Below are 12,309 nucleotides of genomic sequence, written 5' to 3' on the forward strand. Positions count from 1 at the left end.
GTAGCGTGGGCCCATGTGCTGGAGCGAGACGGCCGATCTCGTGGCGGGCGCGGGTGTCGCGGCCGTGGGGGTGGCCTGTGTGACCAGGGCGGTCCGCGGCGGGCGCCCGCGCGACGTGCCGATCGCCGCGCTCCCGCTGCTGCTCGGCGCCCACCAGATCATCGAGTCGCAGGTATGGCGGGGCGACGGCGGCACGGGCCCCGCCACCCTCGCCTGGGCCGTGATCGCCCTGCCGCTGCTCCCGCTGTGGCTGCCCCTCGCGGTGCTGTGCGCGGCGCCGCCCGAAGCGCGCCGCCGCCTCGCGATCCCTCTTGCGGCGGGGATCGCGACGGCGGCGGCGCTGTCATACTGCCTGGCGACCCGCACCGTGACGGCCGAGATCCGCGGCCACACCGTCGGGTACGTGCTCGACCTGCCGCAGTCCGGTCTCATCGTCGCCGGATACCTCCTGGCCACGGTCGGCTCCCTGTTCCTCTCCGGCGACCGGGGTCTCGTCCTGTTCGGGGTCCTGGTCGCCGCCGGTGCGGCGGTGTGCGTGCTGCTGTGGCGCCGGGAGTACATCTCCACGTGGTGCGCGTTCGCGGCGGTGTGCTCGGTGGTCCTGTACTTCTGGATCAGAAGGCGTTCTCGTCCAGTTCGAGTGCGGTCCGGTCCAGGCTTTCGAGAAGCGTGAACTGGGCCTCGGTCTTGGGCAGTTCATGGCGGAAGAAGTAGCGGCAGGCCGCGAGCTTGCCCGCGTGGAAGTCCTCGGTGCCCGCTTCGGCCGCCAGCATCTGCTCCAGCCACATCCAGGCGACGACCACGTGCCCGACCGCTTCGAGGTAGACGCTCGCGTTGGCGAGCGCCGTCTGCGGGTCACCCGTCGACCACAGCCGCTGGGTCACGTCCACCGCACGGGCCACGGACGCGTCGAGCGCACGCCCGTACCCGGCCGCGGAGCCGCCCGCCGCGGCGGCACGCGCGCTCGTCCGCGAGATGCGCTCGCCGAGCAGCCGCAGCCCGGCGCCGCCGCCCATGACGACCTTGCGGCCGAGCAGGTCGAGGCCGTGGATGCCGTGCGTGCCCTCGTGGATGGGGTTGAGGCGGTTGTCGCGGTAGAACTGCTCGACGTTGTACTCACGTGTGTAGCCGTAGCCGCCGTGCACCTGGATCGCCAGGTTGTTGGCCTCCAGGCACCACTGCGACGGCCAGCTCTTGGCGATGGGCGTGAGCACGTCGAGCAGCAGCTTGGCCTCGTCGCGGTCCTGCTGCGAGGCGCCGGTGTTCTGCTCGTCGAGCAGCCGCCCGCAGTACAGGTTCAGCGCCAGAGCGCCCTCCACGTACGCCTTCTGGGCCAGGAGCATCCTGCGGACGTCGGCGTGCTCGATGATCGGGACCTGCGGTGACGCCGGGTCCTTGGCGGTGACGGGGCGGCCCTGCGGGCGGGTGCGCGCGTAGTCCAGGGCGTGCAGATAGCCGGTGTAGCCGAGCGCGGTGGCGCCCAGGCCCACGCCGATCCGGGCCTCGTTCATCATGTGGAACATGTACGCGAGGCCGTGATGGGCCTCCCCGATGAGGTGGCCGACCGCGCCGGGCTCACCGCCGGGCCGGTGGGCGCCCTCGCCGAAGTTGAGCAGGGTGTTGGTGGTCCCGCGATAGCCCATCTTGTGGTTGAGGCCCGCGAGCACGACGTCGTTGCGCTCGCCGAGCACGCCGTCGTCGCCGACCAGGACCTTGGGCACGATGAACAGCGAGAGCCCCTTGACGCCGGGCGGGCCGCCGGGGATGCGGGCGAGCACCAGATGCACGATGTTCTCCGACAGATCGTGCTCGCCGCCGGAGATCCACATCTTGTTCCCGAAGAGGCGGTACGTCCCGTCCTGCCGCTCCTCGGCCCGCGTCGCCACATCGGCGAGCGACGAACCGGCCTGCGGCTCCGACAGACACATCGTCCCCAGGAAGCGGCCCTCCACCATGGGGCGTACGTAGGTGTCGATCTGCTCCTTCGACGCGTGCGCCAGGAGCAGATTGGCGTTGCCCATGGTCAGGAAGGGATAGGCGGCCGTGCCGACGTTGGCCGCCTGGAACCAGGCGAAGCAGGCCTGCGCCACCACGGCGGGCAGCTGCCCGCCGCCGATCTCGTGATCCATGGCGCTGGCGAGGAGCCCCGAGTCCCCGAAGACGCGCAGCGCCTCCTTCACCTCGGGGATGATGTGCACCCGCTCCCCGTCGAAGGTGGGCTCCTGCGCGTCGGCCTTCTTGTTGTGCGGGGCGAAGTGCCGCGTGGCGATCTGCTCGCTGAGTTCGAGGGCGGCGTCGAAGGTCTCGCGGGAGTGGTCCGCATACCGCTCCCGGCCGGTGAGCGCGGGCACGTCCAGCCACTCGTAGAGCAGGAACTCGAGATCGCGACGGGACAGGAGCAGGGATGCCATGCGGATTCTCCATGCGGTGACGGTTACGGCGGGACCGATCCCGGGGCAGGGAGCCCCGCACACCCGATACTAAGCGGTTGCTTATGGGGTTTGTCGAGGGTGTCCGCGGCGAGGAGCCTCACTCGGCCCCTTCCGCCCGGAACGTGGCCGCGTGCACGGCCTCGAACAGCGCCGTGACGTCCTGCCCGGTGAGCCCCTCGGACCGCGCCTGGCGCATCCACTGGGCGAGGGCGTTCTGCAGGGGGGAGTCCGGGCCTGCCTGCGGCCGGGCCAGCGAGCGGGTGATGAACGTGCCCGCTCCCTGGCGGACCTCGGCGAGGCCCGCGCGCTCCAGCTCGCGGTAGGCCTTGAGCGTCGTGTTCGGATTGACCTTCGTGGCCGCGGCGACCTGCGCGGCCGTGGGCAGCCGGTCGCCTTCCACCAACGCGCCCATGTGCAGGGCCTGTTCGACCTGGCGCACGATCTGCAGATACGTGGCCACCCCGCTGCGCCGGTCGATGCGGAATTCGACCACTGTCCCCACTCTCTGCTCGTTTGCGGACACTTTACGTATGTGCCTTCGTGATCGCCCTAGAGGGGCCGCCGCGACGCCCACCACAGGACGAAGACGGCCACGGCGGCGGTCGCGCCGAGCAGCAGGGCGGCGCCGGTCCACTGCATGCCCGGCATCTGGTCGTAGCCGAAGTACTCGACCACGTTGTTGACGATGCCGTGCTCCTTGATGCAGGCGTTGGTGGCCTTCTCGGTCTGCTCGGCGCAGGTGCCCCATCCGTAGAGCTGCCCGTCGGCGCTGCCGATCCAGCGGTCCGTCTCCACCGCGCTGCCGCTGTCGAGGATGGGGGGCGCGTCGCCGTTCAGCGGATACGTGATCAGGCGCGGGGTGGCGAGACGGCCACGGGACTCGCCCCAGGCCACCACCACGAACAGGGCGAAGAAGAAGGTGGCCAGCATGGCGGGCAGCACCCTGCGCAGCAGCATGCCGATCGCGACGCCGCTGATGGTGAGGAAGAGGGAGAGCGCGGCGAGCATGGGGCCGGTGTTGTCGAACACCTCGCCCGACAGCCAGTCCGTGAGCATGAGATCGCGGTAGGGCTCCCACCACCAGAAGAGCAGCGTGGAGAGTACGACGGTGGACAGCAGGACGAGCGAGAGGCACCAGGCGAGCTTGGCCGCGAGCCAGCGGCGGCGCGGCACCGACTGCGTGGTGACCAGCTGGGCGGTGCCGTGTTCCTGGTCGCTCGCGATCAGTGGGGCGCCGAGGAAGACACCGAAGAAGACGGGCAGGGCGCCAAGCGCCGAGGTGATGTACTCGAAACCGTGCGGGGCCGACATCAGGTGGACCTCTCGGTCCGGCCAGCCCTTCCCGGCGAGCATGTCGGCCATCGCGCCGCGCTCGTGGATGATCCCGGCCGCGCCGAGCACGACCAGGGCGACGACGAGCCACGTCGTGGCGCGGTGCTGGCGCAGGACGAGCCAGGTGAGCCCGTGCAGCAGGCCGGGCTTCTTGGCGGGCTGCCCCGTGCGCGGCTGCTCGGTGAGGGTGGTGCTCATGCGGCGGCGATCCCTTCGGCGGCGATGCGTGCGTCGTGCGTGAACAGCGGCTCCGTGTCCGGCGAGCGGAGGTGGGCGAGCAGGACTTCCTCCAGGCTCGGTTCGGTGACCTCCCAGTCCGGGGCCATCGGCCCGCCCGGGCGCAGCAGGGCGCGGAACTGCCGTCCCTGGGAACGGAACTCGACCACCGTGTGCGGGGTGAGGTCCGCGGGCGGCTTCCCGTCGGGAGCGAGGCCGGTCACCAGGGCGTGGGCACTGACCAGCTCATCGGCGTCGCCGGCCATCCGGATCCTGCCGCCGGCGACGACCAGGAGGTAGTCGCACATGTCCTCCAGCTCGGCCAGCATGTGGGAGGACATCACTACCGTCGTGCCGCGCTCGACGGCCTCGGACATCAGCAGGGAGCTCATCTCGTCGCGGGCCAGCGGGTCGAGGTCGGCCATCGGCTCGTCGAGCAGCAGCAGTTCGGGCCGCTTGCCGAAGGCGAGGGCGAACGCGACGCGGGTGCGCTGACCGCCGGAGAGCGTGCCGACCTTGGCGCCCATCGGGACATCGCCGGAGCGCACGATCCGCTCGGCGGCGGCCATGTCCCAGCCGGGGTTGAGTTCGCTGCCCATGCGCAGCGTCTCGGCCACGGTGAAGCGCTTGTACAGCGACTTGTCCTGGGAGAGGAAGGCGTAGCGGGGCATCGCGGCCGGATCGTCCGCCGGTACGCCGAAGATGCGCAGTTCGCCCTCGGTCGGGTTCACCAGACGGGTGGCGAGCCCCAACAGGGTGCTCTTTCCTGCGCCGTTGGGTCCGACGAGGCCGCAGATCCGCCCGGCGGGCAGCCGGAAGGAGCAGTCACGCAGCGCCCAGCCGCGACGATAGCGCTTGCCCAGGCCGCGGGCCTCGAGCGCGGTCACGCCCGAGGGGTCGCCGGTCTCGGCGGGATCGGCAGGGGTCATGTCCATGCGCGCCTCTCTCGATTCCATTAAACAATTAATGGAATGATGATCTGCGCGACGCGCACCTGTCAAACCCTCCTGGGTCACTGGGTTTCGGGCAGGGGTGAGCCCCTCAAGGGGCTTTAGGGGCGCGGGGAACTGCGCGACAAGCCCCCACCGGCCCGCGGTGAACGGCTCGCCCCGGAGGGAACTGCGGGCGCCTTTAACGCCCCGCGCCGGCGGAGTGCCCCTCGCCGTCAAGGGAAGACTGCAGCCGTACGTTCGCCATACGCATGTGCTCCGCCATCGCCCGGTCCGCCGCCTCGGGGTCGCCCGCGCGGATCGCGTCGAGGACCGCGCCGTGCTCGCACAGGGTGCCGCTGACGGTGCCCTCGATGTCGCCGGCCCGCTCCATCCACACCTGGAGCAGCGCGCGGATGCTGTGCAGGATGTCGCTGAGCACGGAGTTGCGCGCGATGTGCGCCGTCTCCAGGTGGAAGGCGATGTCGGCGTCGACGAACGCCTTGACGTCCGAGCCCGCCTCGCGCATCCGCTCCAAGTGCCCTTCCAGGCGCCGCACATCCTCTTCCCCGGCCCGCTCGGCGGCCAGCCGCGCCGAGACGCCCTCCATGTACGTACGCACCTCGACCAGGTCCTGGGTGCGCCGCTGCCCCAGCATCAGGCCCCAGTTGATGGCGCGCGGCAGGAACTCCGATGTGCCCTCGCGGACGTAGGAGCCCGAGCCGGGCCTGATCTCGATGATGCCGAGGACGTCGAGCGCGGACAGCGCCCCGCGCACGCTGGAGCGGGCCACCCCCAGGGCCTCGGCGAGCTGGCGCTCGGCGGGCAGCCGGGTGCCCGGCTTGATGTTCCCGGCGGAGAGGTGGTCGAGGAGGCGCTTGGCGACCTCGCTGACCGAGGACTCGCGCACCACCGGGCGCAGGAGCTGGGCGAGATCCGGCTGCTGCTGATCGGGCTGACTGGTCACGGTCACCAGTAGACCAGACCGCCGTATCCGGTGGCCGGGGAGTCCTGGCTCCGCGCCCGCGTGCCTCCCGCCGCCTGGTGTTTGTCAAGGCTTCAACGACTCCGACCCTTGCGACATTCGCCACTTTGGTAAATTGGTGACCAATTTGAAAATCGGGCCTAGCGTGAACTCCAGATCGGCCCCGGCGTGGCCGCCCCCCGCTGCCCACGCCACCTGCCGAGAGTGACCCAGACCGGACAAAGCCGTCCGGCGAGCCGAGGAGTCGCCACATGCCTGCCAGCGCAGCGCCCCCCGTAGCACCGGTGACGAGACAAGCCGTCGAGAAATCGGCGATCAGGAAGGTCTCGACCCGTCTCGTTCCCTTCGTGGCCCTGATGTTCTTCGTGAACTATCTGGACCGCACCGCCGTCTCCTTCGCGGAACCCAACGGGATGGGCCACGATCTGGCGCTCACCGCCGCGCAGTTCGGCTTCGCCTCGGGGATCTTCTTCCTCGGATACATCGTTCTCGAAGTCCCCAGCAACATGGCCCTGCACCGCTTCGGCGCCCGCCGCTGGCTGGCCCGCATCATGGTGACCTGGGGCGTCGTCTCCCTCCTCTTCACCTGGGTGAACAGCAGCACCGAGCTCTACGCCCTGCGCTTCCTGCTCGGCGTCGCGGAGGCCGGGTTCTTCCCCGGCGCGATCCTCTTCCTGAGCCAGTGGGTGCCCAGCCGCCACCGCACCAAGATCCTCGGGCTCTTCTACCTGGCCCAGCCGCTGACCACGGTCTTCGGTGCCCCGCTCGCGGGCTGGCTGATCGGCCACCACGGCCTGTTGGGCCTGGAGGGCTGGCGGGTGATGTTCCTCTTCGTGTCGGTCCCCGCGATCCTGCTCGGCGTCATCGCCTGGTTCTATCTGATCGACCGCCCGGCCGACGCCAAGTGGCTGACCCCGGACGAGAAGGCCTGGCTCACCGAGGAACTGGCCGCCGAGAACGCCCATAAGACCGGTCACGAGTCCGGCGACGAGTCCGGTCACGCGACCGACGAGGGCAAGCACGCCAAGGGCGACCTGAAGGCCGCGTTCACCAACGGCCGCGTCTGGACCCTCGCCGTCGTCTACTTCGGCTTCATCTACGGCCTCTACGCCCTCGCGTTCTTCCTGCCGACCATCATCAACGGCTTCCAGGACCAGTACGGCACCACGTTCAGCGTGATGGACAAGGCCTGGATCACCGCGATCCCCTACCTCCCTGCCGCGATCGTCCTCTACTTCTGGACCCGGCACGCCACCCGCAAGGGCACCCGCACCTGGCACATCGCCGGGCCCGCGATCGTCGGCGGCGTCACCATCCCACTGGCCCTCTACATGGGCTCGCCCATGGCCACCGTCGCCGTCATCACCGTCACCGCGTGTTCGATCTTCGCCGCCCTGCCGGTCTTCTGGTCCGTGCCGTCCAGGTTCCTCACCGGCGCCGCCGCGGCAGCGGGCATCGCCCTGATCAACACCGCGGGCAACATCGCGGGCTTCGCGTCCAGCTACATCACCGGCTGGCTCAAGGACTTGAGCGGCGCCTACTACCTGCCGCTCTACCTGGTCGGCTTCTTCATGCTGCTCTCCGCCGCCCTGATGATCCGGCTCGGCGCCCGCGGCGGGACCGACACAGAGCCGGCAGCCCACGAGCCGACGGAGGCCATGCGATGACCCGCCTGCACAACGACCCCGCCGCGTTCGCCGACGAGGCGCTCGAAGGGTTCGCCGCGGCCCACGCCCGCTGGGTGCGCTCCGTGCCCGGCGGTGTCGTCCGCGCGACCCCTAAGACCCGCGGCCAGGTCGCGGTCGTCATCGGCGGCGGCTCCGGCCACTACCCGGCCTTCTCCGGCCTGGTCGGCCAGGGCCTCGCGCACGGAGCCGCCGTCGGCAACGTCTTCGCCTCGCCCTCCGCCCAGCAGATACGCAACGTGGCCAAGGCCGCCCACTGCGGCGGCGGGGTACTCCTCATGTACGGCAACTACGCGGGCGACGTCCTGCACTTCGGCCAGGCGGCCGAGCGGCTGCGGGGCGAGGGCGTCGACACCCGTACCGTCGCCGTCACCGACGACGTGGCGAGCGCGGCCCCCGCCGAGTCCGCCAAGCGGCGCGGCATCGCGGGCGACCTGCCCGTCTTCAAGGTGGCCGCGGCGGCAGCGGAACAGGGCCACTCCCTCGCCGAGGTGACCCGTGTCGCCGAGCACGCGAGCGCCCGTACCCGCTCCTTCGGAATCGCCTTCTCCGGCTGCACCCTGCCCGGCGCCGAAGAGCCGCTGTTCACCGTCCCCGAGGGACGGATGGCCGTCGGCCTCGGCATCCACGGCGAACCCGGCATCGACGAGCGGCCCGTGCCGAGCGCGGACGAGGCCGCCGAACTGCTCGTCGCCACCCTCCTCAAGGAACTCCCCGACGAAATCAGCGAGTTGAGGGGGCAGCGAGCCGCCGTCATCCTCAACGGCCTCGGCTCGGTGAAGTACGAGGAGCTGTTCGTCGTCTACCGCAGAGTCGCCTCGCTCCTCGCCGAAGCGGGCATCGAGTCCGTCGACCCCGAGGTCGGCGAACTGGTCACCAGCTTCGACATGGCGGGCGTCTCGCTCACGCTGACCTGGCTCGACGACGAACTCGAAACCCTGTGGACGGCCCCCGCCGACACCCCCGCGTACCGCAAGGGCGCCGTCACCGCCTCCGCGGACGACTCCTCGTACGAGGACGAGGGCGAGGGTGAGAGCGGCCTCGACGACATCTACGTCAGCGAGACCGCCCTGCCCGAAGCCACCGACGACTCCCGCCGCGCCGCCGCCACCGCCCTGGACGCCCTGCGGGTCATCAAGGACACCGTCGAGGAGCACGCCGACGAACTCGGCCGCATCGACGCCGTCGCGGGCGACGGGGACCACGGCATCGGCATGCGGCGCGGATCGACCGGCGCGTACGAAGCAGCCGTACGGGCCCGGGAGTCGGGCGCCGGAGCGCAGTCCCTGCTCACCCTCGCGGGCGACGCCTGGGCCGACAAGGCGGGCGGCACATCGGGCGCCCTGTGGGGCGTGATCCTGCGTTCCGTCGGCGCCGCGCTCGGCAACACCGAGCGCCCCGATGCCGAAGCCGTCGCCCACGGCGTACGAGAGGCGTCCGAGGGCGTGATCGCCCTGGGCGGCGCGCAGGCGGGCGACAAGACGATGGTCGACGTCCTCGTGCCGCTCGCCGAGACCCTCGGCGCACAGGTCACCGCCGGAGCCGACCTCGCCGCCGCCTGGAACGCCGCCGCCACCGCCGCCGAACAGGCAGCCCGGGACACCGCACACCTGCTGCCCCGGATGGGCCGGGCACGTCCGCACGCCGAGAAGTCCCTGGGCACCGTCGACGCCGGCGCCCACTCACTCGCCCTGATCGTCCGCGCCGTGCACGGCGTTCTCACCCAGCGCGGCTGAGCGTCACCACCCACCGCAGTCAAAGGAAAGAGCCATGACCGAGAAGCTCCGTGTCGTCGTCGGCTGCGACGACGCCGGTTACCAGTACAAGGAAGCCCTCAAGCAGGACCTCCAGGGCAGTGACCTGGTCGCCTCCGTCACCGACGTGGGCGTGGACGCCGACGGGCACACCGCCTACCCCAAGGTCGCCATCGCCGCCGCCGAGATGATCGCGCGCGGCGAGGCCGACCGCGCCCTCCTGGTGTGCGGCACCGGACTCGGCGTGGCGATCGCGGCCAACAAGGTGAAGGGGGTGCGGGCGGTCACCGCGCACGACTCGTTCTCCGTGGAGCGCGCGATCCTCTCCAACAACGCCCAGGTGCTCACCTTCGGGCAGCGCGTCGTCGGCATCGAGCTGGCCCGCCGCCTCGCCGCCGAGTGGCTGACCTACCGATTCGACGAGACCTCGCCGTCCGCCGCCAAGGTGCAGCTGATGAGCGACTACGAGGCCGCCTGATGCCCGCAGTACCTGCACCTGCACCGGCACCGGCACCGGTCACCATCGGCGTCAGTCTGAAGATGTACTTCGGGCACACCCAGACCCTCAACTGGGCCCGCCGCCTGGCCCGCACGGCCGACCGGCACCCCGCCGTCACCGGTGGCGCGGCCCGCCTCTTCGTCCTGCCCGCGTTCCCCGCGATCGTCCCGGTCGCCGGGATCCTGGCCGGGTCCGGCGTCGCGGTCGGCGCCCAGGACATCGCCACCGAGGACGCGGGCCCGTACACCGGCGAGGTCTCGGGACCCTCACTCAAGGAGATCGGCTGCCGCTACGCCGAGGTCGGTCACGCCGAGCGCCGCCGCCTCTACGGCGAGGGCGACACCGTCGTCGCAGCCAAGACGGCCGCCGCCCTGCGCAACGGCCTCACCCCGGTGCTCTGCGTCGGCGAACTCGACCCGGTCACCCCGGACGAGGCGGCCCGCCGCACCGTCGCCGAGGCCGAACGGCTGCTGCACACAACGTCCGGTGAAGTCGTCCTCGCCTACGAGCCGCAGTGGGCGATCGGTGCCCCCGAGCCCGCCTCGGCCGAGCACATCACCACGGTGTGCGCGGCCCTGACCCGCTGGCTCGACGAACACCCCGCGCACACCGGCTCGACCGTCATCTACGGCGGCAGCGCGGGCCCCGGCCTGCTCACCCGGCTCGGCCCGGACGTCGGCGGCCTCTTCCTCGGCCGGTTCGCGCACGACCCGGCCGCCGTCGAAGCCATCCTCGACGAGGTGCTCAACAGTTCCAGCTCCCGCGCGGAGGTGGCCTGATGGCGTACGGCATCAGCACCTACGCGTACTTCTGGCGCATCTCCGAGCGCGCCCCGCGGCCCATGACACTGCCGGACATGCTGCGCGACACCCGCGCCCTGGGCGGCGAGGTTTTCCAGATCTGCGACTACCCCGAGATCGAGACGTACGACGCGGCGCAGCTCGCAGACGTCCGTGCCGCCGCCGACGACCTGGGCCTCACCCTGGAGCTCGGCACCCGCGGTGTGCGGCCGGACCACCTGCTCAAGTGTCTCGACATTGCGGGGCAGTTGGGCGCCACGCTCGTCCGTTCCATGATGAACACCGCCACCCACCGGCCGACCCCGGGCGAGGCCGTCGCGCTGCTCGGCGAGTCCGTGCCCGCCTACGAGGCGGCCGGAGTGACGCTCGGCCTGGAGACGTACGAGCAGGTCTCCACGGAGGATCTGCTCACCGTCGTCCGCGGTGTGGCGAGCCCGCACCTCGGTGTCGTCCTCGACCCCGGCAACAGCGTGGCCCGCCTGGAGCGCCCGGCCGACGTGGTCGCGGCGACCGCGCCGTACGTCGTGAACATCCACGTCAAGGACTTCGCCTTCACCCGCCGTGACGGCTGGGTCGGCTTCACCTACGCGGGCTGCCCGCTCGGCACCGGCCTCCTCGACTACGACGGCATGATCGCCGCGGTCGACGGGGCCCGCACACCGGGCGCCCCCGGCGTGAACCAGATCGTGGAGCACTGGCTCCCGTGGCAGGACGGCGGCTTCGACGCCACCGCCCGGCTCGAACACCAGTGGACGCACATCAGCATCAGCACACTTCTGAGGAGCGAGTAATGGCCACCGAGATCAACACTGAGGCCGGCGTGCAGACCGTCGCCGTCATCGGGGCCGCCGGCAAGATGGGCCAGCGTGTCTCCGACAACCTGGTGAAGAGCGACTTCAAGGTCCTCTTCTCCGAGGCGTCCGCCAAGGGCCAGGAGCTCATCCGCGGCCTCGGCCGCGAACTGACCGAGTCCGCCGACGCCGTCGCGGAGGCGGACGTCGTGATCCTCGCCGTGCCGGACGTCGTGCTCGGCACCGTCTCCGCCGAACTCGTCCCGCTGATGCGGTCCGGAGCCGTCGTCCTGACCCTCGACCCGGCCGCCGCCTACGCGGGCCTGCTCTTCGAGCGCGACGACATCCACTACGCGTGCGCCCACCCCTGCCACCCCTCCGTCTTCCTTGAGCGCACCACCAAGGAGGAGTGGCAGGACACCTTCGGCGGGATCGCCGCGCCCCAGGAGGTCGTCGCCGCCTACGAAGGCGGCGACGAGGACAGGCGCGAACTCGCCGACTCCGTGATCCGCGTGATGTACGCGCCGGTCGTCGACGTCCACTGGGTGACCGTCAAGCAGCTCGCCGTCCTGGAGCCGACCCTCGTCGAGACCATCGCCTGCATGGTCGGCGCGCTGCTCACCGAGGCGCTGCACGAGACCGTGCACACCGTCGGAGTCCCCGAGAAGGCCGCCCGCGCGATGCTGCTCGGCCACACCCAGGTGGCCCTCGCCAACACCCTCAAGGGCTCCAACCCGTTCTCCGACGCGTGCCTGATCGCGATGGACTACGGCCGTGAGTCGATCGTGCGCGACGACTGGAAGAAGGTCTTCGAGGACGAGGAGCTCGACAAGGTCATCACGCGCATGCTGAAGATCAAGGAGATCAAGCGCTGATCCGTGCGCGG

General features: G+C 70.9%; 12 protein-coding genes. 7 read left to right on the forward strand and 5 right to left on the reverse strand.

The annotated features are described in order from the left end of the window. The first annotated feature begins 13 nt into the window (after positions 1-13). Positions 14-673: a DUF6629 family protein gene (locus ACWFR3_RS18915; RefSeq protein ID WP_453735728.1), complete on the forward strand. Its 660-nt coding sequence runs from the start codon at positions 14-16 to the stop codon at positions 671-673. Here the strand turns inward: ACWFR3_RS18915 and ACWFR3_RS18920 are convergent. The 5 genes from ACWFR3_RS18920 to ACWFR3_RS18940 all read right to left on the reverse strand — a co-directional run bounded on the left by ACWFR3_RS18920 (position 615) and on the right by ACWFR3_RS18940 (position 5,882). Next, the gene (locus ACWFR3_RS18920) at positions 615-2,411 is read right to left on the reverse strand and encodes an acyl-CoA dehydrogenase (protein WP_453735729.1); all 1,797 of its coding nucleotides are present in this window, start codon (positions 2,409-2,411) and stop codon (positions 615-617) included. The two genes, ACWFR3_RS18915 and ACWFR3_RS18920, sit on opposite strands and share 59 nt — an antisense overlap. Positions 2,412-2,529: 118 nt before the next feature. Further along, the gene (locus tag ACWFR3_RS18925) at positions 2,530-2,934 is read right to left on the reverse strand and encodes a GntR family transcriptional regulator (protein WP_453735730.1); all 405 of its coding nucleotides are present in this window, start codon (positions 2,932-2,934) and stop codon (positions 2,530-2,532) included. A gap of 47 nt (positions 2,935-2,981) precedes the next feature. Next, positions 2,982-3,962: an ABC transporter permease gene (locus tag ACWFR3_RS18930; protein ID WP_453735731.1), complete on the reverse strand. Its 981-nt coding sequence runs from the start codon at positions 3,960-3,962 to the stop codon at positions 2,982-2,984. After that, complete coding sequence (locus ACWFR3_RS18935; protein WP_453735796.1) at positions 3,959-4,909, reverse strand: ABC transporter ATP-binding protein; 951 nt, start codon at positions 4,907-4,909, stop codon at positions 3,959-3,961. The genes ACWFR3_RS18930 and ACWFR3_RS18935 overlap by 4 nt, the downstream gene beginning before the upstream one ends. A 202-nt stretch (positions 4,910-5,111) precedes the next feature. Continuing rightward, on the reverse strand, positions 5,112-5,882 hold the full coding sequence (locus ACWFR3_RS18940) for a FadR/GntR family transcriptional regulator (protein WP_453735732.1): 771 nt from the start codon (positions 5,880-5,882) through the stop codon (positions 5,112-5,114). A gap of 263 nt (positions 5,883-6,145) precedes the next feature. On the opposite strand from ACWFR3_RS18940, the gene ACWFR3_RS18945 reads away from it, so the two are divergent. From ACWFR3_RS18945 to ACWFR3_RS18970, 6 genes are read left to right on the forward strand one after another with little or no spacing between them, the layout of a single operon-like run. Next, on the forward strand, positions 6,146-7,561 hold the full coding sequence (locus ACWFR3_RS18945; protein WP_453735733.1) for an MFS transporter: 1,416 nt from the start codon (positions 6,146-6,148) through the stop codon (positions 7,559-7,561). Then, entirely contained in the window at positions 7,558-9,315 is a 1,758-nt protein-coding gene (locus ACWFR3_RS18950; RefSeq protein ID WP_453735734.1) for a dihydroxyacetone kinase family protein, read from the forward strand. The genes ACWFR3_RS18945 and ACWFR3_RS18950 overlap by 4 nt, the downstream gene beginning before the upstream one ends. 34 nt (positions 9,316-9,349) lie before the next feature. After that, positions 9,350-9,811, forward strand: a complete 462-nt coding sequence (locus ACWFR3_RS18955; RefSeq protein ID WP_453538235.1) for a ribose-5-phosphate isomerase — start codon at positions 9,350-9,352, stop codon at positions 9,809-9,811. Next, positions 9,811-10,611, forward strand: coding sequence for a triose-phosphate isomerase family protein (locus ACWFR3_RS18960; protein WP_453735735.1), 801 nt, complete (start codon positions 9,811-9,813; stop codon positions 10,609-10,611). Before ACWFR3_RS18955 ends, ACWFR3_RS18960 begins: the two co-directional genes overlap by 1 nt. Then, a complete protein-coding gene (locus ACWFR3_RS18965; RefSeq protein ID WP_453735736.1) occupies positions 10,611-11,423 on the forward strand; it encodes a sugar phosphate isomerase/epimerase family protein in 813 nt (270 codons plus the stop codon). Before ACWFR3_RS18960 ends, ACWFR3_RS18965 begins: the two co-directional genes overlap by 1 nt. Then, on the forward strand, positions 11,423-12,298 hold the full coding sequence (locus tag ACWFR3_RS18970) for a phosphogluconate dehydrogenase C-terminal domain-containing protein (protein ID WP_453735737.1): 876 nt from the start codon (positions 11,423-11,425) through the stop codon (positions 12,296-12,298). The genes ACWFR3_RS18965 and ACWFR3_RS18970 overlap by 1 nt, the downstream gene beginning before the upstream one ends. Positions 12,299-12,309 lie beyond the last annotated feature (11 nt).

The sequence above is a fragment of the Streptomyces sp. NPDC055189 genome (assembly GCF_053606765.1).

Excerpts from the sequence above, each read along its gene's own strand:
- ACWFR3_RS18915 (WP_453735728.1), top strand. The coding sequence starts at position 14 with ATGTGCTGGAGCGAGACGGCCGATCTCGTGGCGGGCGCGGGTGTCGCG.
- ACWFR3_RS18920 (WP_453735729.1), bottom strand. The coding sequence starts at position 2,411 with ATGGCATCCCTGCTCCTGTCCCGTCGCGATCTCGAGTTCCTGCTCTAC.
- ACWFR3_RS18930 (WP_453735731.1), bottom strand. The coding sequence starts at position 3,962 with ATGAGCACCACCCTCACCGAGCAGCCGCGCACGGGGCAGCCCGCCAAG.
- ACWFR3_RS18935 (WP_453735796.1), bottom strand. The coding sequence starts at position 4,909 with ATGACCCCTGCCGATCCCGCCGAGACCGGCGACCCCTCGGGCGTGACC.
- ACWFR3_RS18945 (WP_453735733.1), top strand. The coding sequence starts at position 6,146 with ATGCCTGCCAGCGCAGCGCCCCCCGTAGCACCGGTGACGAGACAAGCC.
- ACWFR3_RS18950 (WP_453735734.1), top strand. The coding sequence starts at position 7,558 with ATGACCCGCCTGCACAACGACCCCGCCGCGTTCGCCGACGAGGCGCTC.
- ACWFR3_RS18955 (WP_453538235.1), top strand. The coding sequence starts at position 9,350 with ATGACCGAGAAGCTCCGTGTCGTCGTCGGCTGCGACGACGCCGGTTAC.
- ACWFR3_RS18960 (WP_453735735.1), top strand. The coding sequence starts at position 9,811 with ATGCCCGCAGTACCTGCACCTGCACCGGCACCGGCACCGGTCACCATC.
- ACWFR3_RS18965 (WP_453735736.1), top strand. The coding sequence starts at position 10,611 with ATGGCGTACGGCATCAGCACCTACGCGTACTTCTGGCGCATCTCCGAG.
- ACWFR3_RS18970 (WP_453735737.1), top strand. The coding sequence starts at position 11,423 with ATGGCCACCGAGATCAACACTGAGGCCGGCGTGCAGACCGTCGCCGTC.